The sequence below is a fragment of the Sporosarcina sp. FSL K6-3508 genome (assembly GCF_038615825.1).
Taxonomy (GTDB): domain Bacteria; phylum Bacillota; class Bacilli; order Bacillales_A; family Planococcaceae; genus Sporosarcina; species Sporosarcina newyorkensis.
The window spans coordinates 3,598,132-3,621,114 of the sequence record NZ_CP152016.1 but is presented as its reverse complement, the minus strand read 5'-3'; the positions used below and the strand labels follow the sequence as shown (position 1 = coordinate 3,621,114).

Annotated in this window: 24 protein-coding genes and 1 riboswitch; of the genes, 22 read left to right on the top strand and 2 right to left on the bottom strand. The window is 41.5% G+C overall.

All coding sequences use genetic code 11. The features are described from left to right. The first annotated feature begins 16 nt into the window (after positions 1-16). The 5 genes from rsmG to MKX97_RS18010 all read left to right on the top strand — a co-directional run bounded on the left by rsmG (position 17) and on the right by MKX97_RS18010 (position 4,460). Positions 17-736, top strand: coding sequence for a 16S rRNA (guanine(527)-N(7))-methyltransferase RsmG (gene rsmG, locus MKX97_RS18030; protein ID WP_221837403.1), 720 nt, complete (start codon positions 17-19; stop codon positions 734-736). 80 nt (positions 737-816) lie between these two features. Beyond that, positions 817-1,677 carry a nucleoid occlusion protein gene (noc, locus tag MKX97_RS18025; RefSeq protein ID WP_342536622.1) on the top strand — a complete coding sequence of 287 codons (861 nt, stop codon included), beginning with the start codon at positions 817-819 and terminating at the stop codon, positions 1,675-1,677. Positions 1,678-2,093: 416 nt separating this feature from the next. Further along, positions 2,094-2,855 (top strand): AAA family ATPase, encoded by a 762-nt coding sequence (locus tag MKX97_RS18020; RefSeq protein WP_009499358.1) that lies wholly within the window; start codon positions 2,094-2,096, stop codon positions 2,853-2,855. Beyond that, positions 2,848-3,678, top strand: a complete 831-nt coding sequence (locus MKX97_RS18015; protein WP_009499357.1) for a ParB/RepB/Spo0J family partition protein — start codon at positions 2,848-2,850, stop codon at positions 3,676-3,678. The genes MKX97_RS18020 and MKX97_RS18015 overlap by 8 nt, the downstream gene beginning before the upstream one ends. Positions 3,679-3,755: 77 nt before the next feature. Next, positions 3,756-4,460 carry a DUF554 domain-containing protein gene (locus MKX97_RS18010; protein ID WP_009499356.1) on the top strand — a complete coding sequence of 235 codons (705 nt, stop codon included), beginning with the start codon at positions 3,756-3,758 and terminating at the stop codon, positions 4,458-4,460. Here MKX97_RS18010 and yyaC read toward each other — a convergent pair. Further along, positions 4,371-5,009 (bottom strand): spore protease YyaC, encoded by a 639-nt coding sequence (gene yyaC, locus MKX97_RS18005; RefSeq protein ID WP_221837416.1) that lies wholly within the window; start codon positions 5,007-5,009, stop codon positions 4,371-4,373. The genes MKX97_RS18010 and yyaC overlap by 90 nt on opposite strands. Positions 5,010-5,133: 124 nt before the next feature. On the opposite strand from yyaC, the gene MKX97_RS18000 reads away from it, so the two are divergent. The 3 genes from MKX97_RS18000 to ychF all read left to right on the top strand — a co-directional run bounded on the left by MKX97_RS18000 (position 5,134) and on the right by ychF (position 7,439). Continuing rightward, positions 5,134-6,066: a mechanosensitive ion channel family protein gene (locus MKX97_RS18000; protein ID WP_245799558.1), complete on the top strand. Its 933-nt coding sequence runs from the start codon at positions 5,134-5,136 to the stop codon at positions 6,064-6,066. Further along, entirely contained in the window at positions 6,047-6,244 is a 198-nt protein-coding gene (locus MKX97_RS17995) for a DUF951 domain-containing protein (protein ID WP_009499353.1), read from the top strand. The genes MKX97_RS18000 and MKX97_RS17995 overlap by 20 nt, the downstream gene beginning before the upstream one ends. A 94-nt stretch (positions 6,245-6,338) precedes the next feature. Continuing rightward, positions 6,339-7,439, top strand: a complete 1,101-nt coding sequence (gene ychF, locus MKX97_RS17990) for a redox-regulated ATPase YchF (RefSeq protein WP_078818759.1) — start codon at positions 6,339-6,341, stop codon at positions 7,437-7,439. A 58-nt stretch (positions 7,440-7,497) separates the two neighbouring features. Here ychF and MKX97_RS17985 read toward each other — a convergent pair whose 3' ends face one another. Then, entirely contained in the window at positions 7,498-8,040 is a 543-nt protein-coding gene (locus MKX97_RS17985; RefSeq protein WP_340760878.1) for a DUF3267 domain-containing protein, read from the bottom strand. Between the two features lie 154 nt (positions 8,041-8,194). Here MKX97_RS17985 and rpsF point away from each other — a divergent pair, with 154 nt between their 5' ends. The 14 genes from rpsF to rlmH all read left to right on the top strand — a co-directional run bounded on the left by rpsF (position 8,195) and on the right by rlmH (position 22,333). Further along, positions 8,195-8,482, top strand: coding sequence for a 30S ribosomal protein S6 (gene rpsF / locus MKX97_RS17980; protein WP_009499350.1), 288 nt, complete (start codon positions 8,195-8,197; stop codon positions 8,480-8,482). 48 nt (positions 8,483-8,530) lie between these two features. Beyond that, on the top strand, positions 8,531-9,043 hold the full coding sequence (gene ssb / locus MKX97_RS17975) for a single-stranded DNA-binding protein (RefSeq protein ID WP_009499349.1): 513 nt from the start codon (positions 8,531-8,533) through the stop codon (positions 9,041-9,043). A 41-nt stretch (positions 9,044-9,084) separates the two neighbouring features. Then, complete coding sequence (gene rpsR / locus MKX97_RS17970) at positions 9,085-9,324, top strand: 30S ribosomal protein S18 (RefSeq protein ID WP_171805962.1); 240 nt, start codon at positions 9,085-9,087, stop codon at positions 9,322-9,324. Between the two features lie 334 nt (positions 9,325-9,658). Then, a complete protein-coding gene (locus MKX97_RS17965) occupies positions 9,659-10,597 on the top strand; it encodes a DUF2232 domain-containing protein (RefSeq protein ID WP_009499313.1) in 939 nt (312 codons plus the stop codon). Positions 10,598-10,608: 11 nt separating this feature from the next. Further along, positions 10,609-12,582 (top strand): DHH family phosphoesterase, encoded by a 1,974-nt coding sequence (locus MKX97_RS17960; protein WP_139366044.1) that lies wholly within the window; start codon positions 10,609-10,611, stop codon positions 12,580-12,582. Further along, positions 12,582-13,028 carry a 50S ribosomal protein L9 gene (gene rplI / locus MKX97_RS17955; RefSeq protein ID WP_040760012.1) on the top strand — a complete coding sequence of 149 codons (447 nt, stop codon included), beginning with the start codon at positions 12,582-12,584 and terminating at the stop codon, positions 13,026-13,028. The genes MKX97_RS17960 and rplI overlap by 1 nt, the downstream gene beginning before the upstream one ends. A 15-nt stretch (positions 13,029-13,043) precedes the next feature. Continuing rightward, the gene (gene dnaB, locus MKX97_RS17950) at positions 13,044-14,399 is read left to right on the top strand and encodes a replicative DNA helicase (RefSeq protein WP_078818757.1); all 1,356 of its coding nucleotides are present in this window, start codon (positions 13,044-13,046) and stop codon (positions 14,397-14,399) included. A gap of 220 nt (positions 14,400-14,619) precedes the next feature. Beyond that, positions 14,620-15,330 carry a response regulator YycF gene (gene yycF / locus MKX97_RS17945; protein ID WP_078818756.1) on the top strand — a complete coding sequence of 237 codons (711 nt, stop codon included), beginning with the start codon at positions 14,620-14,622 and terminating at the stop codon, positions 15,328-15,330. Between the two features lie 6 nt (positions 15,331-15,336). Then, positions 15,337-17,160 (top strand): cell wall metabolism sensor histidine kinase WalK, encoded by a 1,824-nt coding sequence (gene walK, locus MKX97_RS17940; protein WP_340760872.1) that lies wholly within the window; start codon positions 15,337-15,339, stop codon positions 17,158-17,160. Next, positions 17,151-18,482, top strand: a complete 1,332-nt coding sequence (gene yycH, locus MKX97_RS17935) for a two-component system activity regulator YycH (protein ID WP_342536619.1) — start codon at positions 17,151-17,153, stop codon at positions 18,480-18,482. The genes walK and yycH overlap by 10 nt, the downstream gene beginning before the upstream one ends. Further along, positions 18,469-19,281 (top strand): two-component system regulatory protein YycI, encoded by an 813-nt coding sequence (yycI, locus tag MKX97_RS17930; protein WP_221837422.1) that lies wholly within the window; start codon positions 18,469-18,471, stop codon positions 19,279-19,281. Before yycH ends, yycI begins: the two co-directional genes overlap by 14 nt. A gap of 11 nt (positions 19,282-19,292) precedes the next feature. Continuing rightward, positions 19,293-20,081, top strand: coding sequence for an MBL fold metallo-hydrolase (locus MKX97_RS17925; protein WP_078818753.1), 789 nt, complete (start codon positions 19,293-19,295; stop codon positions 20,079-20,081). A 117-nt stretch (positions 20,082-20,198) separates the two neighbouring features. Further along, positions 20,199-21,452: a trypsin-like peptidase domain-containing protein gene (locus MKX97_RS17920; RefSeq protein ID WP_340760867.1), complete on the top strand. Its 1,254-nt coding sequence runs from the start codon at positions 20,199-20,201 to the stop codon at positions 21,450-21,452. A 401-nt stretch (positions 21,453-21,853) separates the two neighbouring features. Further along, positions 21,854-22,333 carry a 23S rRNA (pseudouridine(1915)-N(3))-methyltransferase RlmH gene (gene rlmH, locus MKX97_RS17915; protein ID WP_040760017.1) on the top strand — a complete coding sequence of 160 codons (480 nt, stop codon included), beginning with the start codon at positions 21,854-21,856 and terminating at the stop codon, positions 22,331-22,333. Between the two features lie 459 nt (positions 22,334-22,792). Then, positions 22,793-22,903: riboswitch (cyclic di-GMP riboswitch) on the top strand. Positions 22,904-22,983 lie beyond the last annotated feature (80 nt).

Here is a 22,983-nt window from a genome sequence, read left to right as displayed (position 1 = left end):
GAAAAGGAATGAGAACATGACGGAAGAACAGTTTTACGAAGCATTACGACAGGAAGGCATTGAATTGTCCGATGTGCAAAAACAGCAATTCAAGCGCTATTTTGAAGTGCTTGTAGAGTGGAATGAAAAAATGAATTTGACGGCGATTACGGATGCGCCGTCTGTGTATTTGAAGCATTTCTATGATTCAATCACTAGTTCATTTTACGTGGACTTGTCTTCTGTTGAATCGATTTGTGATGTAGGCGCTGGTGCTGGCTTTCCGAGTATTCCATTAAAGATTTGCTTTCCGCATCTTCAAGTGACAATTGTAGATTCTTTGAACAAGCGAATAACTTTTTTAAATCATTTGGCGAATGAATTGAAGCTGGAAAAGGTGGCGTTCGTCCATGCGAGAGCAGAGGAATTCGGACGCGATCCAAAGTATAGAGAACAATTCGATTTAGTTACCGCCCGTGCGGTAGCGCGTTTGTCTGTACTATCCGAGCTATGTATCCCGCTTGCTAAACAAGGAGGACTTTTTGTCTCCATGAAAGGCGCTGCGGCTTCAGAAGAACTGCAAGACGCAACGAAAGCTGTTAAATTACTCGGAGCAGTGTTGCAGGAAGAACATGAATTTTTATTGCCAGTAGAAAACAGTGAACGACATATCTTTATATTTAAAAAAGAGAAACAAACGCCAAAGAAATATCCACGAAAAGCAGGGGTACCAAACAAAACGCCAATTACAGGCTGAACCTATAAAAATGTTTCACGTGGAACGGAAAAAGAGATAGAATTGTAAAAGGGACTAGTTTCGAAAAGGTGGTGCAGGGGTTGAAAAATACTTTTTCGCGCTTTTTTGGTGGGGGAGAGAAGATAGGATCGATAGAAGAGGACGTTCAGAATCTTGAAAAGGTAGAACAAATTGCAATTGATTTAATCAAACCAAATCAATTTCAGCCGCGAACAATTTTTAATGACGAAAAAATTGAAGAACTCGCTAGAACGATCCATACGCATGGTGTCATCCAACCGATTGTAATTCGGAAAATGGATGAAGAACAGTATGAAATCATTGCAGGGGAAAGAAGATACCGTGCGATGCGCAAGCTCGGCTGGTCTGAAGTCCCGGCTATTGTTCGTAACCTGAATGATAAAGAAACAGCTTCGATAGCATTGATTGAGAACTTGCAACGTGAAGAGTTGACGGCCATTGAAGAAGCATACGCCTATGAAAGTCTGTTAAAGCTCCATGAACTGACACAGGAGGCGCTAGCTCAACGATTGGGAAAAGGTCAGTCGACAATTGCTAACAAGATGCGTTTATTAAAGCTGCCTGAAGAAATACAAGATGCAATTTTGAAACAAGAAATTTCTGAAAGGCATGCACGTGCTTTATTACCATTAAAAGAAGCAGCTCTTCAATTAGAAGTAATGGAAGAAGTGAAAATCAATCACTATAATGTGAAGCAACTCGAAAAACGAATCCAAGAAATTCTACATCCTAGTGAAGAAGCGCAGCCTGCCAAAAAACGAGCACCCCGTCGAAAAGCAGTCAGCAAAGATGTAAGAATTGCAGTGAACACACTGAGACAATCTCTGTCTTTGATGACGAAGAGTGGAATCGAAGTGGAATCAGAAGAAGAAGACTCAGAAGAATTCTATACTATCACGGTCAAAATACCTAAAAAGTGACGAACCAAAACTCTTGCTACTCGACTAGCAAGAGTTTTCTTATATATCAATAGAGTTCATCTAATGAAGATGATAAAATGATAGAGACAGTATAACGAAAGTTTATACTCTTACGAACATAATACCGATTAGTTCCACAATGATTTTCACTTTAGTATTGAGGTTTTTAATGTAGAGACCAATTTATAAATGTTGGATTAAAGTTTTTACATGAGTTTAGGTAGAAATGGAAATCAGTGTCCTCACATTTTATTTTGATTGTAATTTATTTATTTCAGTTTATATAGTAAAGAAACTGAAGCAAATCTAGCGAAGGTTCAACTGCAGAGTCGACCGGAGCCCGGGGACTGGCAGCGATTATTGGTTTTTGCTTAAAGAATAAAATAATTGAACTATGAAAGAAAGCAGGTGCGAGAGTGGGTAAGATTATTGCCATAGCAAATCAAAAAGGAGGAGTCGGCAAAACGACGACTTCTGTAAACTTAAGCGCATGCCTTGCCCATATCGGCAAAAAAGTGCTTTTAATCGACTCCGATCCTCAGGGCAACGCAACGAGTGGAGTCGGCATCAATAAGGGAGACGTGCAAGACTGCATCTACAGTATATTGATTGATGACGTACCTGTAAAAGACGTCATCCTTCAGACGGAAATTGAAAATCTTGAGATTATCCCTGCGACCATCTCCCTAGCAGGGGCAGAAATTGAATTAGTCTCTACAATTTCTCGTGAGGTACGGATGAAACACGCCATACAGGATATTAAAGATCAATATGACTACATCATCATCGATTGTCCTCCGTCGCTTGGTCTGTTGACGTTAAATGCACTGACAGCTTCTGACTCGATCATCATTCCAGTACAATGTGAATACTACGCACTGGAAGGGCTCAGCCAGCTGCTCAGCACCGTCCGGCTCGTGCAAAAACATTTGAATGACTCGCTTTATATTGACGGTGTATTACTGACAATGTTCGATGCACGAACGAATTTGGGAATTCAAGTCATTGAAGAAGTGAAAAAGTATTTTCAAGACAAGGTGTACCGTACGATCATTCCGCGGAATGTTAGATTAAGTGAGGCACCGAGTCACGGTAAGCCGATTATTATGTACGATTCAAGATCAAAAGGTGCAGAAGTCTATTTAGAGCTGGCAAAGGAAGTGGTGGAGAATGAGTAAGGGTCTAGGTAAAGGGCTTAACGCATTGTTTCCTGGTGAGTCACTGGAAAAAGTGGAACTTCTGCGTTTGAACAGCATCATAGAAAATCCATACCAGCCACGGAAAGAGTTTGATGATACATCGCTTTCGGAGTTAAGTGAATCCATTAAAGAACACGGTGTGCTACAACCGATTATCGTACGAAAAGCAGGGACGCAATACGAAATTGTTGTAGGGGAAAGAAGATATCGTGCATCGAAGTTAGCGGGGAAAAAAGAAATTCCAGCGGTCGTCCGCGAATTAACAGATGAACAATCGATGGAAATGGCTATCTTAGAAAACTTGCAAAGAGAAGACTTGACTCCAATTGAAGTTTCAGAAGCCTACCAAAAGCTTATGGAAAGTCTGCAACTCACACAAGAACAACTAGCTTTTCGCCTTGGAAAGAGCAGACCGCATATTGCGAACCATGTCCGATTGCTCGCATTACCGGAGAAGGTACGAAAAGATATATCACAAGGAAATCTGACGATGGCGCATGGGCGGACTTTATTAGGTCTTCGAAAAAAGGAACAAATCCTATTAATTGCAGAAAAGACAAAGAAAGAGCACTTAAATGTTCGCCAATTAGAGAAGCTTGTACAACAATTAAATGAAGATGTTCCACGTGAAACAAAAAAAGAAAAGAAGAAAGATTTGTTCATTGCAGCTCAAGAAACTACACTAAGAGAACAATTTGGGACGAATGTAACGATTAAAAAGACAAAGAATAAAGGAAAAATTGAAATCGAATTTTTCTCAGACGAGGATTTTGAACGAATCCTTGAACTCTTGAATGATTAATAATTCGTCAAATACCTATTTTGCGAATAAAGCAAAATAGGTATTATTCTGACTGAAGAGGACACGGATGTGACTGCATGATATTATTTGGATCGGTGTTTAATGTGCTGACTATTGTGGTAGGTACATTGATTGGGCGTTTTTTACATGGTATACCTGAGCGAATGAAAGAAACGATCATGTATGGGATCGGACTAGCAGTAGTAGCAATTGGTTTGCAAATGACGTTCGAGTCCACACAAATCGTCATCGTAATTATCAGCATCGTGATAGGAGCAATCATTGGTGAGTGGGTAGATTTGGATCAAAAGATCAACCGACTCGGCCAATGGATTGAAGGAAAGCTGCCGGCAAGAAAAGAAGGCCCAGGTATAGCCCAAGGTTTTGTGACCGGCACACTTATATTCTGTGTAGGTTCTATGGCAATTATCGGTGCCATAGACAGTGGGCTTCGAAACGATCACAATGTACTCGTGATGAAAGGGATTTTGGATGGTTTTACTTCTATTATTTTAAGTTCTACATTAGGGATTGGCGTGGCTTTTTCAGCTGTTCCAGTTCTTCTGTATCAAGGTAGTATTACGTTTCTTTCAACGTTCATTAGCCGTTTTGTTCCAGATGATTTGTTACAGTTCTTTATATCTGAAATGACTGCGACAGGTGGGCTAATGATTGCGGCAATTGGCCTGAACTTAATCGGCCTGACGAAGATGCGTGTGGCGAATTTTATCCCTGGTATTGGTGTAGTTGCCATCCTGGTGACGATTGTTTATGCTTTTTGAAGTTTGCCGATGATGTGCTAGTTGTAAAGCTCGGCCAATCATGCGGCTCATTTCAAAAGGAAGATGCAAACGGGTACTTTGTAAAACGGCTTGTTCCATAAAACCAGCAATGTTGACGATGCCTTTAATTGAGACATCGCCGATTGGAGGAAGCTCTTTGCCCACTGCTTTTCCTGGTGAAATTGGTCCGCTATGGAACAATAGATCACCGACTGCGTCCCTTTTACTAAGACACGCGTCAATAGCAACAGTGAATGCATCAGGATAAATCTCGGTTGTTTGTTTGATTCGTTGTTGTAAATTTAATGCATGAAGAGGTTCCCTTAAAGTACCGATCACCGGGTAGGGAAATAAGCTGAGTTCAGATAAGTAGGAGCCAGTCAACGGACCCAGGGAGTCACCTGTTGAACGATCTGTCCCGATACAATAGAAAACAATAGGTTTTTGGTTAAAAGGGATATGCTCTGCGAAATAAGAACTTAATTTCCAGACAACACCGGTTTCTTTGTGGGGAATACGGTAATGATAAGAAGACTCAGCAATATACATACGGAAACACCAGTCCTTTATAATTTTTATACGTTAGGATACTGTGGTAAAAAAATGTAAGTACGTATTGCTGTGCAGTATAACCTGGGGGATTGAGGTTTATACGAAAGGAGGATTTCTTTCAATGGCAGTGTCTACAAATACAGAAGTGAAAGAAAACCTAGAAGATGTTGGGGAAGCGTTTAAGCAAGTGAATAAAACATTATTTGATTCGGATTTTTGGATCAGTACCGGCTTCTTTGCGCTACGAATCTTTTTGATTGTCATGATTTCTATTGTGTTGGTTAAGGTAGGACATATGTTGATCCGCCGATTTTTTTCTATCAAATTAAAGAGTCCAATGCGTAAGAATGAACGGCGTGAAAAGACGATGATCAAGCTGTTGGAAAACGCATTGACGTATGTCGTGTTTTTTTCCGCGATGCTTTCCATTTTGACGGAGTTCGAAATTGATGTAAAAGGACTTCTAGCCGGAGCTGGAGTTCTTGGGTTAGCAGTTGGTTTTGGAGCACAAAGCTTAGTGAAAGATGTCATTTCAGGTTTTTTTATTATCTTCGAAGACCAATTCGGCGTGGGAGATTACGTACGCATTAATTCTGCCGAAGGAACAGTTATTGAAATTGGCCTGCGAACGACAAAGATTGGTTTATTCGGAGGCGAAGTATTTATCGTGCCGAATGGACAAATTGGCGAAGTTATAAATTTTTCGGTGACTAACTCTATGGCCATATTGGATATCGGGGTATCTTATGAAACAGATATCGACCATGCAGAAGAGCTGATATCCGAGTTTTTAAAAGGATTGCCAAAAGATCGCTATCCGGAAGTAATTGGCATTCCGGAAATGCTTGGCGTTCAAAGTATCGACCCATCCAAAATCGTGTTACGCATTGTAGCTGAAACAGAGCCTGTTGCAAATTTCAGAGTGGGAAGGAAGTTACGTCAAGATTTAAAGAAATTCATGGATCAAAATGGAATTGAACTGCCTTATCCAAAAATGGTGTTATTCCAAGAGAAGATGGAAGGGGATTCGCAAAATGGCGGAGAAAGAGTTTGATTTGCATGACGTGGTGGAGATGAAAAAACCACATCCTTGCGGCAAGAATGCATGGAAGATCATTCGAATGGGTGCCGATATCCGAATAAAATGTGAGGGATGCGGGCATAGTGTCATGATTCCACGTAATGAATTTGCCAAAAAGATGAAAAAAGTTCTTCTGAAGAACGAGTCTTGAGAACAAATAGACATTCAAGCATATTGTCCTTATAATGAAATGGTTGACTATCGAATAATGCAAGCTTTGGATAGATGAGAAAGGTGTGGGAAGAATGGCGTTAACAGCTGGGATTGTAGGTCTTCCGAACGTGGGGAAATCAACATTATTTAATGCAATTACAAAGGCAGGAGCGGAAGCGGCAAACTATCCATTTTGTACGATCGATCCGAACGTAGGGATCGTTGAAGTACCAGATGAGCGTTTGGATAAGCTGACAGAACTCGTTGTTCCTAAAAAGACTGTTCCGACTGCATTCGAATTTACTGATATTGCAGGAATTGTAGAAGGCGCGAGTAAAGGAGAAGGATTGGGAAATAAGTTTCTTTCCCATATTCGTGAAGTCGATGCAATCTGCCAAGTAGTCCGTTGTTTCGTGGATGAAAATATTACGCACGTTGCAGGTAAAGTGAATCCGATTGATGATATTGAAATCATTAATTTGGAATTGATCTTAGCGGACATGGAAAGCGTGGACAAACGTTTGGCGCGCGTTTCCAAAATGGCGAAGCAAAAAGACAAAGCGGCTATGATCGAAGAACCAATTTTATTGAAGTTAAAAGAGGGCTTTGAAAACGAATTGGCAGCGCGTTCTGTTGATTTGACGGATGATGAATATCAAGTGGTCAAGGGCATGCATTTATTGACGATCAAGCCAATGCTTTACGTTGCAAACGTCTCGGAAGATGAAATTGCCGACGCTGACAATAATCCGTATGTTCAGCAAGTGCGTGATTTTGCTGCGAAAGATAATGCAGAAGTCATTGTCGTATGCGCGAAGATTGAAGAGGAAATGGCAGAGCTTGAAGACGATGAGAAGGAAATGTTCTTAGAGGAACTCGGCATCAAAGAATCAGGACTCGATCAATTGATCAAAGCAACGTATAATTTGCTTGGATTGGCTACTTATTTCACGGCAGGCGTTCAGGAAGTGCGTGCATGGACGTTCCGTAAAGGCATGAAAGCTCCGCAATGTGCGGGCGTTATTCATACCGATTTCGAACGGGGCTTTATTCGGGCGGAAACGGTAGCTTACGATGATTTAGTAGAGAATGGGTCGATGGCAGCAGCGAAAGAAGCTGGAAAAGTCCGTTTGGAAGGTAAAGAATACATCGTTAAAGACGGCGATGTTATGTTGTTCCGTTTTAACGTGTAATTGGGGTATTTGAAAAGCTGTTTCCTTATCTTGATAGGGAAACAGCTTTTTTGTACATTCATTCAGTACTATAAATGTAAAGCTTCGGCAGCTCGGGATCATCTTTCACCATGGCGTTATCAGGAAACTTCTTCAGCTCTTTATACATTGCAAAATCCCCGGCTGCTCCGCCAATCAGTAATGCACCCAGCATCAGCAAGACACCGTCACCTATATAGAGCGCAATTACAGCCGGTAAAATCCCTGTCATCCAAAAGGGCAGTAATAACGCTTTACGAATTCCTTTATTGTCCATTAATTGATCTGCCGTGGCATAAGCAATTCCCATTTTTAAATTGACTCCGTAGTCCATGTTCTTCCAAGGTACTTTGCAAAAAACACGGAATCCTAGCAAATGGAAAAACTCATGTACCACAATTAAAATAAGATATCCGATAAATCCATAAAGCAAATACCAAAAAGAAAAGGTCAACTCCAATCCGCCTTCTAGCAGAAAACGAATCAGGAAAAGTGCGAGAAGTGGAAGGACTGTCAGCCAAATACTCTCCTTCGCTACTTTTTGCAAATCTAATTCTACAATCACAGGATGTTGTTCTTCCATACGCAATCACTCCTTGATCCTCTCAGTATAGTCTATTAAGGGTTGATGTTTCAACGGAGTTGTGGTAATATCAACTGATGTGAGTAATATCAAAATTACTTACTCCTTGCCCGCTTGAAAAGCAGGGCCCAAGTCCATAAGGAGGTGACTATTGATGAGAAAGTACGAGATTATGTACATTATGCGCCCAACTCTTGAAGATGACGCGAAAAAAGCATTGATCGAACGTTTTGATAACGTCCTAACTTCAAACGGAGCGGAAATCATCGAGTCGAAAGAGTGGGGCAAGCGTCGTCTTGCATACGAAATCGACGACTTACGTGAAGGTTACTACCAATTAGTAACTGCAAACGCAGGTACTGAAGCAATCGATGAATTTACACGTCTAGCGAACATCAACGAAGGTATCATTCGTCATATGACTGTTCGTGTGGATGCGTAAGCTGATATAAACTAATTTAATCTGATGATGAGGGAGGTTTGATTCTGAATGATAAACCGTGTCGTTTTAGTTGGTCGATTAACGAAAGATCCTGAACTAAAGTATACACAGAGTGGTATTGCAGTGACTCGTTTCACTCTGGCAGTGAACCGTGCGTTCTCTAACCAGCAAGGAGAGCGAGAAGCAGATTTTATTAACTGTGTAGCTTGGCGTAAACAGGCTGAGAATATCGCGAATTACTTACGAAAAGGAAGTCTTGCCGGAGTAGATGGTCGTATTCAGACGGGCAGCTTTGAAGGACAAGATGGTAAGCGTGTTTACACGACAGAAGTTGTTGCAGACAGTACTCAATTTTTGGAACCGCGTAGTGCCAATCAAGAACGGCCACAAACGCCATCTTATGGTGGAGCGCCTTCTTATAATAATGCACCTTCGCAAGACCAAGGGTACAACCAGCAATCCTACCAACCGAATCAGCAAAATATGACGCGTGTCGATAACGATCCATTCCAACCAGGCGGCGGTCCGATTGAAGTAACAGATGACGATTTGCCGTTCTGATTGATAGGTTCATTCATACGCAAACAGGAAGGAGGACAACAATTATGGCACCACGTCGTGGAGGTCGCAGACGCCGTAAAGTTTGCTATTTTACTTCAAACAACATTACACACATCGACTATAAAGATGTAGATTTGTTGAAGAAGTTTATCTCTGAGCGAGGAAAAATGTTGCCTCGTCGAGTTACTGGTACAAGCGCTAAATACCAACGTAAATTGACGATCGCAATCAAACGTGCACGTATCATGGCACTTCTTCCGTTCGTAGCAGAAGAGCGGTAATATATAAACCGCCACTGACTGAATTATTCAGTCAGTGGCGGTTTTTTTATCTAAATTCACGAAAGTTTGGTCCATTTTACGTTAGTGTCAGTGAAGTAATCCCTTAAGAGTCGTCCATTTAGAATAATAGCTATTGATTGCGTAGTGTTCACTAGATATCCTAATTAACTGGAAGTCATAGCTCCCTCTACTTTTGTTTTCAGAGTGAATCATGATACAATTAGAAGGATGAATGTAACAAAATTTTAATAAAGACCAGTAGAACATTGTCTGCTTACGGAAAATCCGTATGCTGGAACAGAACAAGTTGTGAATGAATTGAGGCGTGAAGGATATGCAAGATCAAGCAAGGAGAATTACGTACGGAGCGATGATGATCGCATTATTTGCCCTACTATTGGCGTTCACGATGTATGTACCGTTGCTCGGTGCATTGACGCTGCTGTTTATTCCGCTACCTATAACGCTGTATCGTTTGCGTTATGACCGGCTTTCTACATTGCTGGTGGCCGCGTGCACTTGGCTCATTACACTGCTGATCGGTGGACTGCTGTCGATTCCGTCAGCCATCGTATTGAGTGCTGTCGGATTTGTCATCGGAGATACAGTTCGTACAGGCAAATCAAAGCTTTATGTATTTATGGCGACAGGGCTGACGTTATTAGTGTCTTTGAGTCTATTGTATCTCGGTTCTGTATGGTTTTTTAAGATGAATCCGATTGAACAGCTATTGCAGCAATTCCAATCGATACAGGAAGAAGCATTGGTCATGCTTACCGGAATGGGGAATTCAACAAGAGACATAGAAAAGATGGTGGCTGAGGCGTTTACCTATTATCAAACGATCGTCCCGTCGCTGTTTATTTTATCAGTTTTTATAGCGGCCTATTTGTTTGTAATGCCAATTTTGGCGGTCGCTGCACGCTTACGTTTTGAAGTTCCTAAGTTTGCTTCCTTCCTTACTATGCGTTTGCCGTTTGCTACTGTGGTCGTCTATATGGTTTTGTTATTGATTTCCATTTTATCACAGACGGAACAAGGAACGACATTGTATCTTATGGAAGCGAATGCCATTCTCATCTTTAGATTCTTATTCTTCATACAAGGTTTGGCGTTGATTTATTTTGCATTACACACGATGAAGTTACCGGGAATCGTCAATGTACCGGCTACGTTGCTTGCAATGTTCCTCAGTCCGTTTACTGTAATGCTAGGTGTTATAGATATCGCCATCAACGTTCGTGCTTGGATAGGTAAAGACAAGAGAGGGTAGGAGATGAACTATTGAATTTATTTTATAAAAAACGAGCTATACGGACTCCGTTGGCAATCTTGTCACTCCTTGGAGCGGTAGGTGCTGTCTTGCTGATGCTTTACCAATTTTGGATTGGGCTGTTTTTCGCGGTCATTTTTGCAATGGCACTCGCGATGGCCTGGAAGATGGAAAATGAAAGTTATCAAGAAACTGAAAAGTATATTGAAACGCTATCTTATCGAATGAAAAAGGTCGGTGAGGAAGCGTTATTGGAACTCCCCATCGGGATCATCTTATTAAACGACAAGTACTTGATCGAGTGGGTGAATCCATTTGTCTCTTCTATCTTTCCGGATGAAACATGGATTGGAACCGACCTGTATGATATGAATGAAGGCTTCCGCCAAATAACGAAAGAGGACAATGAGCAGGAAGTCATCACACTGAATAACCGTTCGTACAGAGTATATTATAAACCGGAAGAGAAGTTACTATATCTATTTGACGTAACGGAGCGGATGAAGATCCAATCTCTTTATTACGAGGACCGTACGACCATCGGAATTTTGCTGGTAGATAATTATGATGAGCTTTCGCAAACGATGGATGATCAAACTCGGAGCCGTATGAATTCCTTGGTCACTTCACTTGTCAACGAGTGGGCAGAGGAGAATGGTATTTTTGTTAAGCGTATTTCTTCTGATCGTTTCTTAGCGGTGTTCAATGAAGGTACATTGGAAAAGTTAGAGAAGACCAAGTTTGCCTTGCTAGATACAATCCGTGAGAATACAGCAAAGCATACCGCACCGCTTACATTGAGTATTGGTGTTGGAACAGGTACTACGTCTCTCACAGCTCTTGGTGAGTTGGCTCAGTCAAGTCTAGATTTGGTTCTAGGCCGAGGCGGTGACCAAGTCGCCATCAAGCATTACGATGGTAAGTTGAAATTTTACGGAGGTAAGACAAATCCGGTTGAAAAGCGGACGAGAGTGCGGGCGCGGGTTATATCTCATGCGCTGCGTGACTTAATCCAGGGCAGTGATCGTGTATTTGTCATGGGTCATAAGATGCCAGACATGGATGCGGTAGGTGCGTCAATCGGAGTACGTAAAATGGCGCGTATGAATAATGTAGAAGGCTATGTTGTTGTTAATTTTGATGAGTTGGATGCAAGTGTCAATCGACTGATGGATGAAGTTGAAAAAGACGAAGAACTATTTAAGCATATGCTTATGCCAGATGAGGCACTGGAATTGATGACAGAGCGTTCATTGGTGGTCATTGTAGATACGCATAAGCCAAGTATGGTCATTGACGAGCGTGTCTTAGAAAAGGCACAAAAGGTTGTCTTGATTGATCACCATCGACGTGGCGAGGAGTTCATAAACAATACCGTTCTTGTTTATATGGAACCTTATGCATCATCTACGGCGGAACTGGTTACGGAACTTCTGGAATACCAGCCGAAAAATGAAAAATTGACGATGTTGGAATCTACTGCAATGCTCGCGGGGATTGTCGTAGATACGAAGAGCTTTACGTTGAGGACAGGAGCCCGGACATTCGAAGCTGCTTCATATTTACGGACGAATGGAGCCGATACCGTATTGGTGCAACGCTTATTAAAAGAAGATATTGCAACGTATATCGAGCGTTCCAAGTTAATTGAGACCGTAGAGTTTGCGGGCGATGGCGATATTGCGATTGCGAAAGGACACGATGGTGTCGTCCATAGTTCAGTGCTCATTGCACAGACCGCTGACATCCTACTGACAATGCAAGGCATCTCCGCTTCCTTTGTAGTGGCTCAGCGTGCTGATGGAAAAGTTGGAATCAGTGCCCGGTCATTAGGTGAGCTAAATGTCCAAGTCGTTATGGAAGACCTAGGAGGCGGAGGTCATCTGACAAATGCAGCTTGTCAATTAGAGATAGGATCAGTTGAGGAAGCTGTCGAAATGTTGAGGAATACACTAGATCAATACGTGGAGAGGGGAAATGGATGATGAAAGTAATTTTTTTGCAAGATGTAAAAGGAAAAGGTAAAAAAGGTGAAGTAAAAGAAGTATCAACGGGTTATGCGCAGAACTTTTTGCTGAAAAATAAGATGGCAATCGAAGCAACGGCAAGCAATCTTAGCCAGTTGGAAGGCCAAAAGAACCGTGAAAAGAAAGATGCAGCAGCTGAACTGGCAGAAGCAAAGGAACTAAAAGAGACAATTGAGAAATTAACAGTTGTACTAAAAGCAAAGTCCGGTGAAGGCGGCCGACTATTCGGTTCTATTACATCGAAACAAATTGGACAAGCATTGGAAAAACAACATAACATCAAAGTGGATCGTCGAAAAATGGAGCTGCCGGATGCGATTCGTGCGCTTGGATTCACAAATGTACCGATAAAATTACACCCTGATGTAACCGCAACATTAAAAGTGCAAGTTACAGAAGAATGATAAGGAGATAATAGTTTGAACCAGATGATCGAACGTACACCTCCTCATAATAATGAAGCAGAACAGTCGGTCATTGGGGCTATATTTTTAGAACCACAGGCACTAATTACCGCATCGGAAATTTTATTGCCAGATGACTTCTACCGGATTGCCCATAAGAAGATTTTCGATACAATGCTTGTGTTGAGCGATAAAGGACAGCCGATCGATCTTGTTACCATCACCGAAGAACTAAAGGTGAAAAATGAGCTTGAGGATGTTGGAGGAATCTCCTATTTAACGGAGCTTGCCAACGCCGTACCAACCGCAGCGAATATCGTACACTACGCAAACATAGTAGAAGAGAAGGCTTTATTGCGACGACTGATTCGAGTAGCTACGGGCATTGTAGAAGATGGTTATACTCGAGAAGATGAAGTTGAAGCTTTGCTTGGTGAAGCTGAGAAAAAGATGATGGAAGTGTCCAACCGCAAAAATGCCGGTGACTTCCGTCATATCAAAGATGTTTTAGTAGAGACGTATGATAACATTGAATTGTTGCATACACGTAAGGGTGAGGTGACAGGGATTCCAACTGGTTTCCGTGACTTGGATAAAATTACGGCAGGCTTTCAGCGCAATGATTTAATCATTGTGGCGGCTCGTCCTTCTGTTGGTAAGACGGCTTTCGCCTTGAACGTCGCACAAAATGTGGCGACAAAGACGGATGAAAACGTCGCGATTTTCAGTCTGGAAATGGGTGCTGAGCAGCTCGTCATGCGGATGCTTTGTGCGGAAGGTAATATCGATGCACAAGTGCTTCGTACAGGGAATTTAGAAGCGGATGATTGGCGCAAGCTGACTATGGCGATGGGGTCCTTATCCAATGCCGGAATTTTCATTGATGACAGTCCAGGGATTCGTATCAATGAGATTCGATCCAAATGCCGACGCCTGCAGCAAGAGCACGGTCTTGGGATGATCATGATCGACTATTTGCAGCTTATTATGGGAAGTGGGCGCTCCAGTGATAACCGTCAACAGGAAGTGTCCGAGATTTCGCGTTCATTGAAGGCATTGGCGCGTGAATTAAAAATACCTGTTATCGCTCTTTCTCAGCTTTCCCGTGGCGTAGAACAGCGGCAAGACAAGCGACCGATGATGTCTGACTTACGGGAATCGGGAAGTATCGAGCAAGACGCCGATATCGTATCGTTCTTGTACCGTGAGGATTATTATGACAAAGAAACTGAAATGCAGAATATGATTGAGATCATCATAGCCAAGCAGCGTAACGGTCCGACCGGTACGGTGACGTTGGCTTTTGCAAAGGAATACAATAAGTTCTTAAATATTGACTGGAGTCAGCATGAAGCGCCTCCATCCTATTGAGCGACAACACTTCTTTTCTCTAGATGTATAGAAAAGGAGTGTTGTTTTTTCACTATCCACCGAACATGTATTTCCCGGGAAATAGCAACATGTGGTAGCTACTTGAAAAAAGTGCGATTTGAGTGTAATCATGATAGAGTTAAAGGATATGGAAAGATTTTTTCTTTGTAGCTAATTGTCTATAAAACCGATTGCCAAATTGGCAGGAAAGGAACAGACCATGCAAAATAAAACAATATTCATAGTAGACGATGAAAAACCCATCGCAGATATAATAGAATTTAATCTGAAAAAGGAGGGCTTTACGGTTTTTTGCGCGTATGACGGAGAAGATGCGATTAACCGCGTGGAAGAAATTCAACCGGATCTTATGCTGCTCGACATCATGCTGCCAAAGCGTGATGGTATGGAAGTATGTCGGGAAGTCCGTAAGAAATATGATTTTCCGATTATTATGCTGACAGCTAAGGATTCAGAGATCGATAAAGTATTAGGACTAGAGCTTGGAGCAGATGATTATGTCACTAAGCCATTTGGTACTCGTGAATTAATTGCGCGTGTAAAAGCGAACTTGCGACGCCATGCGAGAACAATGGAAGAAGACAAGGAAGAAGCGACAAATGATATTACGGTCGGACAGCTTGTCATTCAGCCAGATGCTTATTTTGTACAAAAGCGCGGTGAAACGATTGAACTAACACATCGTGAATTCGAGTTGCTGTTTTACTTGGCAAAGCATATTGGACAGGTGATGACTCGAGAGCACTTATTGCAAACAGTATGGGGCTACGATTATTTTGGGGATGTGCGAACAGTCGATGTCACGATTCGTCGTTTGCGTGAAAAGATTGAAGACACGCCGAGTCACCCAAGCTGGATTGTCACAAGACGTGGCGTAGGTTATTACTTGCGCGACCCGGAACAGGAGTAAGTCACTATGCAGAAAGTTGGCTTCTTCCGGTCGATCCATGTCAAGTTCGTCTTGATCTATGTTTTACTCATTCTCGTGGCGATGCAGATTATCGGGCTTTATTTTGCTACTACGCTAGAAAAAACACTAAAAGAAAACTTTACAAATTCGATTGTAGACCGGATGAATTTGGTAGAGTTCAGTGTGAGGGAAGAAATTACGAAAGAACGGGAAGATGGCGATCCCACGCTCGAACAAGGCTTAAAAAATGTTCTCACTGAGTTTACTTCAGATGATATTAAAGAAATACAAGTCATTAACCCAAAATATCGTATTTTAGCTACTTCTTCATTTGAAAATCAAATGAGAGTCGGACAGCATTCAAATAATGACAGTGTACGGAAGTCCATCACATCTGAAAGTATTAAAGATGTCATCACACTCGATCCTCAATCGCATAAACGAGTCCTTGCGTTAGCACAACCTATATTCAATGGGAATGAAATTATCGGTTCGCTCTACGTCGAAGCCAATATCGAGACCGTCTTTCAGCAAATCGAACAAATTAATCGAATACTAGCTGGAGGAGCCGCGTTTTCGCTTACCATCACGATTATCGTCGGGATTTTCATTGCACGGACTTTTACTCGTCCCATCTCGGACATGCGGCGACAAGCACAGGCAATGGCGAGCGGAAACTTCATGCGAAAGGTTAAAGTGTACGGAACCGACGAAATGGGTCAGCTGGCAATTGCGTTTAATCATTTGACCAATCAACTGCAAGAGTCGCAATCAACCACCGAGAGTGAGAGGCGAAAACTAGCCTCTGTTCTGGAAAATATGACGGACGGAGTTATTGCGACCGATCGAAAAGGTCGTGTCAGTTTGATTAATGATTCTGCACTACAGATGCTTAACCTAACGACGGATTTGGTGATTAACCGTCCAATTGCTAGCATTCTGGGCATTGAATCAGAGTATACATTTGAAGAGCTGATTCAAGTAAAAGAGTCGATTCCTCTAGATTTCAGTACGGAAGAGCAATCTTATATTTTACGTGCAACGATTTCTGTGACGCAACGCGAAACAGGCTTCGTCAACGGTTTAATTGTCGTATTGCATGACAATACGGAGCAAGAAAAGATCGACATGGAACGCCGTGAATTCGTTTCAAACGTCTCCCATGAATTACGTACACCGTTGACTACGATGCGCAGTTATTTGGATGCGTTGGCTGAAGGGGCATGGAGAAGTGAAGAAATCGCACCGAATTTCCTTCACGTAACACAAAATGAAACAGAGCGGATGATCCGTCTCGTTAACGACCTACTGAAGCTATCTCGAATGGACAGTAAGGAATATGAGCTGAATAAAGAATGGGTAGAATTCAACCGATTCTTCAATGCAGTCATCGAACGTTTTGAGTTCTCCAAGTCACAAAATGTACACTTCACACGCAACCTATATTCAAGCAGTTTATTTGTCGAAATTGACACCGACAAACTAACTCAAGTACTCGACAATATTATTTCCAATGCGTTGAAATATTCACCAGACGGCGGGGAAGTCCGTTTTGGCGTTACAGTTTCCGGTGATCATATTAAAGTTATGATCTCAGACGATGGGATGGGAATCCCCAAGTCGAATGTGAATCGCATTTTCGACCGTTTCTATCGAGCGGACAGAGCGCGCTCTCGTGCCCTCGGCGGGACAGGTCTAGGTCTCGCAATTGCGAAAGAAATGATTGTTGCACATAAAGGAAGCATTTGGGCTCAAAGTGAGGAAGGAAAAGGGACAACGATCTTCTTTACATTGCCATTTGAACAACAAGAGGACGGTGAGTGGGATTGAAGTATATTGAAACAATCAAATCCATCATATTACTGTTGCTGGTCCTTTTGAGTGTCATGTTTACCTTCACAATTTGGACGTTTACACCAAATTATGAACCGATGGAACAATTACAGACGGTTGATATTTCCATTGCCGAAAAGAAGACGATAGATGAGATTATCAAACCGTATAAAGTGATTACTAATTTGAAAGATCAGGTGCTAGGTTCCGTTGATTCTGGCAAGATTAATACGATCCTTTCAGAGATGGGTACTTGGAATTTGACAAACTTGCAGAGAGTGAATCAAGACATGACGAAATTGGATATTTCACAAGTGTTGCGGCAGCCAAGTCAGATGATACTTTACTTCCAAGGCGAAGTCCCAATACTTGTCTATGATAATGTACTATTGATTGACGATACTAGTATTCCGGAGGACACATTCAATCGACTGGTCATCGACTGGAGTCAATCCACTCAACTGCCGACTGTTCATTTTTTAAGTGAAACAAGTGGCATACATTATCAAGCACAAGTCAGTTTGCCGAATAGATCAAGCTTTCTACGCAATATTGTTGATGTCGGTCAGTCGTTTGCCGAGTATGCTGAAATTGATCGAGGCAACGCACCATTCTTGGCAGTTTCAAAAGATCCAGTCACTATTAAACGGTATACGTATTATCAAGAAGAGGTTAATCCAATTCAATTTCGAAATGCATTATTCAGTGATCCGAGTGCTGTCCGACGCAATCAAACCGATACCAACATAGAAGAGTATGTTGATGACCATCGTGCGCGAATGGACGTCAATACGAAGAATAAAACACTGACCTATGTCATGCCGGTCGCGGAAAGTCAGGAAATTGCAATTCCTTCAGAGCTGCTTGTAAACACAATTGATTTCATCAATGAACATGGTGGTTGGACGGACGACTTCCGCTATGCATATATGAATCCCATTTCCCGCTATGTTAAATTTCAGTTATATGTGGACGGTTTTCCAGTCTATAGTGATCAGTCCGGCACAAATGAGATAATAGAATACTGGGGAGAGTCTCAAATCTACAAATACATTCGGCCGTATTACAAACTTGTCAATTTCGAGACAGTAGATGAAGAACTTCCGTCAGGTTTGGATGTGGTAGAAGCACTCAAAGATTCTGACGAATTGGACTTTGATTTGATTGATGAAATCTCCACGGGTTATTACTTGATTCATGATGAAAATAGCAGATTGCTCATTTTGCAGCCTTGCTGGTATTATCTGATCAAAGACAACTGGTTCCGCTTTATACCAGACGGCTCTTCTGAAGGAGGTGACCGGGTTGGATTGGAATAGAACCAAAACGATCTTTATCATCGTCTTTTCAATTTTGAATATTTTCTTGTATTCTTTATACGTGAATCGCCAAATGGATGTCGGGGATATGCAGGTCATTGGAAAAACTTCTTTGGAAGAAACGTTGCAGTTAGAAAATATCACCTACAGTCCGATCCCGTTCACTAAAAAGGAAGTCTCTTATTTATCAGCCCATATGGCTACATTTACTGAAGAAGATCTGAAGCAATTAAATAATCAGTCATTTGTACTGATTGATAAAACACGTTTGCTTTCTCATCTGAAAAAGACAGTAAAGGCGAGAGATGGGGATGGCAATTATGAGTTCGATGATTTTCTAGCGAAGTATATTCTCAAAGGTGATAGCTACGCATTGTGGGATGTCGATGAAGAAGAGCAACGTGCTGTATTCTTTCAGCGAGTGAAAAGTGAAACCATCTTCTACAGTCCCAATGCAATGTTGGTTGTTCATTGGGATGACGAAGGGAACATTACGCATTATGAACAGCGTATGCTAGAGGATTTTGTCAGCTTCAATCACAAAAAGGAATTGTTGTCACAGGACGCTGCAGTAGGCTCACTTGTAACGCGTGGCTATTTGAAACCCGATTCTACTGTCGTACAGGTCAAGTCAGGATATTCTATTCTAGTCCAATTGACGGAAACCCAAGTATTTGCACCGACGTGGAACATTCAGGTAAAATTGAAGGATGGAACTATCGAAAACTACTTCATTAATGCAATTGAAGGAAAAGTGATTGAGTTCCAATCCGATCTACTAGAAGAACAGACAGAATAGGAGTTTTCCACATGCGTTTTAGCATTTTAGCGAGTGGCAGTACAGGCAACTCGCTTTATATAGAGACGGACGAGCATGCTTTTCTCGTGGATGCCGGGATGAGCGGTAAGAAAATCGAAGGCTTGCTCGGCTCGATCAATCGCTCCATGAAAGAAATAGATGCTATTTTTGTCACACATGAACATAGCGATCATATTAAAGGAATTGGTGTTCTCGCGAGGAAATACAAAACCCCCATTTATGCTAACGCAAAGACATGGTCAGCGATGGACGGTCTTGTTGGAGAGATTCCATTGGATCAACGTTTTCATTTCGACATGGAGACAGTGAAAACATTCGGGTCGTTGGATATTCAATCATTTGCCGTGTCTCACGATGCAGCAGATCCCATGTTTTACACATTCAATGAAGGGGATCGAAAGCTAGCTGTTATCACCGATACAGGATATGTCAGCGATCGTATGAAGGGTCATATCGCAGGAGCTGACAGTTTCGTCTTTGAAAGCAATCATGATGTAAGCATGCTGCAAATGGGGCGTTATCCATGGTCTATTAAACGTCGAATCCTGAGTGATGTCGGCCACGTGTCGAATGAAGATGCAGCTGTCGCGATGAGTGAAGTCGTAGCTCAAAAAGAGACGCATATTTATTTAGCACACCTTAGTTTAGATAATAATATGAAAGACTTGGCGCGCATGAGCGTGGCACAGACATTGGAGAGTTGCGGTATTCGTGCAGGCGAATATGTCCATTTACGCGATACTGACGCAGCAGAATCTACAGAGCTTGTACTTGTCTGAAAAAATGCGAAAAGCCTTGCTTTAATTAGTAAGGCTTTTTTGCATTTTCAATGATAGATTGGGGTAAAGTACATGTATGATATGTAATGAGAACATTTGGATAAGGAGGATATGCGAATGGATGATGAAAGAAGAGGGATGGATGGAGAAAGAGAACAAGAAAGAGAAGAAACATCATGGCAGCCAATCCCGCCTGCCGAAACGAAACAAGAGAAAAAACGTAAAAGTGGTTTTTGGATGGGCCTGCTAGGTGGAATAATAGGTGGACTGATCGTTTGGTTGGTCGTAATGTTTGCATCTGATTCAACAACAAATGAAGTACAAGTAAATAAACCTTCTAATTTAACAGAGACACAACACAGCCAAGTTCCTATGGATATTTCAACAGAGATTACGGACGTAGTAGATGACGTAGCTTCGGCTGTTGTTGGTATTACCAACATCCAGACAGTTCAAGATTTCTGGTCGGCAAGGACTTCTGTCCAGGAAGCTGGGTCAGGCTCAGGCGTTTTGTACAAAAAAGATGGAGACAAAGCATATATCGTCACCAATCATCACGTCGTGGAAAATTCAGAGCAATTGGAAGTCAGCTTTGACGACGGAACTAAAGTAGAAGGAAAGCTGATCGGCAGCGACTTATGGACGGATCTAGCTGTAGTTGAAATTGATTCGAAACATGTAGATACGGTAGTGGAATTCGGTGATTCCGATGCGCTAAAACGCGGCGAGTCGGTCATCGCCATAGGTAACCCACTTGGACTAGGATTCGCAGGGTCTGTCACAGTCGGTGTCATTTCAGGGAAAGATCGTTCGATTCCAATGGATCTGAATAAAGATGGAATCATCGATTGGCAAGCAGATGTATTGCAGACAGATGCTGCAATCAATCCAGGGAACTCAGGTGGTGCACTGATTAATATGGCAGGTCAGCTGATCGGCATTAACTCCATGAAAATTTCACAGGAGACAGTAGAAGGAATCGGATTAGCAATTCCGATTAATATTGCATTACCGATCATTGAACATCTTGAGGAGACAGGGCAAGTGAATCGACCGACAATGGGTGTTTCCTTACTCGATCTTCAGCAAATTCCAAGTCAACAGCAGCAACAGACCTTGAATTTACCCGAGGATGTGACGGAAGGCGTGGTCGTAACAGAAATCATGCCGAATTCCCCAGCACTTGCGGCAGGCGTTAAAAAGTATGATACAATTGTTCAATTGGATGAGGAGAAAGTGACGGATATGGTCGCGCTTCGTAAATATTTATACAATAAAAAAGAAATTGGCGATCAACTGAAATTGAAAGTGTATCGTGATGGAAAACCAGTGGAGTTAGAGATGGTCTTGAAGGATGGCAACACATTCTAAGACTATCCACAACCTGAACAAATTACAATCCACATCAGGCATCGAGCAGAAACGTGCTACGGTGCCTGATTTTTTATGGAGTTATCCAATTGTGGATAAAATCTAAATAATGTGTATAGTATTGTGTAAAAGAAAATAAGTATATACTAGTAGAAAAGCTGGTTAGTGTAAGGTATAAAGCCTTGGCATTCATGGTTTTTGAAATTTTCTATTTTACTGGTAGACATGAAAGTTTTCATTATGAGAATAAAACTATAAAAGGTTATCCACAGAACAAGATAAGAATAGTTAGTGAATTTTACATGTAGTAGGGAAGAAATAGTCGGGCACAATATGTAGAACGCGCTGTGGATATGTGTATAAGTATTGTGCATAACTTTTGGAGAGCGAGTGGATAAGTTGTGAATATAACAATTGTGACCGTGGGTAAGTTAAAGGAGAAGTATTTGAAGCAAGGAATTGAAGAGTATACAAAACGGCTGAATAGCTATGCCAAAATGCAATTAATTGAAGTGGCGGATGAAAAAGCACCCGAAACTTTGAGTGAAGCGGATATGGAAATTGTTAAAAAGAAAGAGGCAGATCGGATCTTGGCGAAGATTGCTCCGGATGCTTATGTAATTGCTTTGGCGATTGATGGAAAGATGAAAACTTCGGAAGAATTTGCTGCGAGTATAGAATCGCTAATGACATATGGGAAAAGTAAGATCGTGTTTGTAATTGGCGGTTCGCTTGGATTGCATATGAGCGTGTTGCAGCGGGCGAATGAGAAGTTATCTTTTTCAAAAATGACGTTTCCACATCAGTTAATGAAACTTGTGCTGGTCGAGCAGGTTTATCGGGGGTTTCGGATTATTAAGGGAGAGCCATATCATAAGTAAAGGCGGTTATCGATAAAATAAGACGAGACTCGGTCAGTGACAGACACTAGACATAAATGAATTCAAAGAGAACCATAAGAAAAGTGCTTCCATTGAAGTAGAAAATGCGAAGCTTTAATAGTTTTCAAGGTCTATTTCGAAGCTGGAGATAGGCCTTTTAGGCGTTTCAGAGCAATCGAGATTAGTTAATATTGTAACTAATAGTAGGCGGGTGAGTGATAGTATCAGCATAATACCGGATAAAGTCCCAAAATTAATTAATTACTAATTTGAAATCATATTTTTGACTTCATATTTATAAAACTATATACACAGTGAAAAAAACATCCCTTTTCATCAGTTTTGAATTATTCACATGATTCTTTTATCACATAATAAAAGTTGTTTCCGGTCAAAAAGTCTTGAATTTAATGGAGTTACGTGAGATTATAAGGGAGCATAATTTTAAACTAAAACTATAGAAGTTAAAGGCAAACTGATCTGAAAGGGCAGGACGCAAAGCTTAGGGTCTAAAGTTTAGGGATTATTTAAAAGTCCTGCAATCTAAACAATGATCGCCTGGTTACCAAGTTTATGGATTAATATATTCCTTTGGCTATTCTATATTATATAGAATAGCTTTTTTAGTGTTTAAAATTACCTGGCATGAG

Bases quoted from the DNA above. Each gene is read 5' to 3' on its own strand.
- rsmG (WP_221837403.1), top strand. From the start codon at position 17: ATGACGGAAGAACAGTTTTACGAAGCATTACGACAGGAAGGCATTGAA.
- MKX97_RS18015 (WP_009499357.1), top strand. From the start codon at position 2,848: ATGAGTAAGGGTCTAGGTAAAGGGCTTAACGCATTGTTTCCTGGTGAG.
- MKX97_RS18010 (WP_009499356.1), top strand. From the start codon at position 3,756: ATGATATTATTTGGATCGGTGTTTAATGTGCTGACTATTGTGGTAGGT.
- yyaC (WP_221837416.1), bottom strand. From the start codon at position 5,009: ATGTATATTGCTGAGTCTTCTTATCATTACCGTATTCCCCACAAAGAA.
- MKX97_RS18000 (WP_245799558.1), top strand. From the start codon at position 5,134: ATGGCAGTGTCTACAAATACAGAAGTGAAAGAAAACCTAGAAGATGTT.
- MKX97_RS17995 (WP_009499353.1), top strand. From the start codon at position 6,047: ATGGCGGAGAAAGAGTTTGATTTGCATGACGTGGTGGAGATGAAAAAA.
- ychF (WP_078818759.1), top strand. From the start codon at position 6,339: ATGGCGTTAACAGCTGGGATTGTAGGTCTTCCGAACGTGGGGAAATCA.
- MKX97_RS17985 (WP_340760878.1), bottom strand. From the start codon at position 8,040: ATGGAAGAACAACATCCTGTGATTGTAGAATTAGATTTGCAAAAAGTA.
- rpsF (WP_009499350.1), top strand. From the start codon at position 8,195: ATGAGAAAGTACGAGATTATGTACATTATGCGCCCAACTCTTGAAGAT.
- ssb (WP_009499349.1), top strand. From the start codon at position 8,531: ATGATAAACCGTGTCGTTTTAGTTGGTCGATTAACGAAAGATCCTGAA.
- MKX97_RS17965 (WP_009499313.1), top strand. From the start codon at position 9,659: ATGCAAGATCAAGCAAGGAGAATTACGTACGGAGCGATGATGATCGCA.
- rplI (WP_040760012.1), top strand. From the start codon at position 12,582: ATGAAAGTAATTTTTTTGCAAGATGTAAAAGGAAAAGGTAAAAAAGGT.
- yycF (WP_078818756.1), top strand. From the start codon at position 14,620: ATGCAAAATAAAACAATATTCATAGTAGACGATGAAAAACCCATCGCA.
- walK (WP_340760872.1), top strand. From the start codon at position 15,337: ATGCAGAAAGTTGGCTTCTTCCGGTCGATCCATGTCAAGTTCGTCTTG.
- MKX97_RS17925 (WP_078818753.1), top strand. From the start codon at position 19,293: ATGCGTTTTAGCATTTTAGCGAGTGGCAGTACAGGCAACTCGCTTTAT.
- MKX97_RS17920 (WP_340760867.1), top strand. From the start codon at position 20,199: ATGGATGATGAAAGAAGAGGGATGGATGGAGAAAGAGAACAAGAAAGA.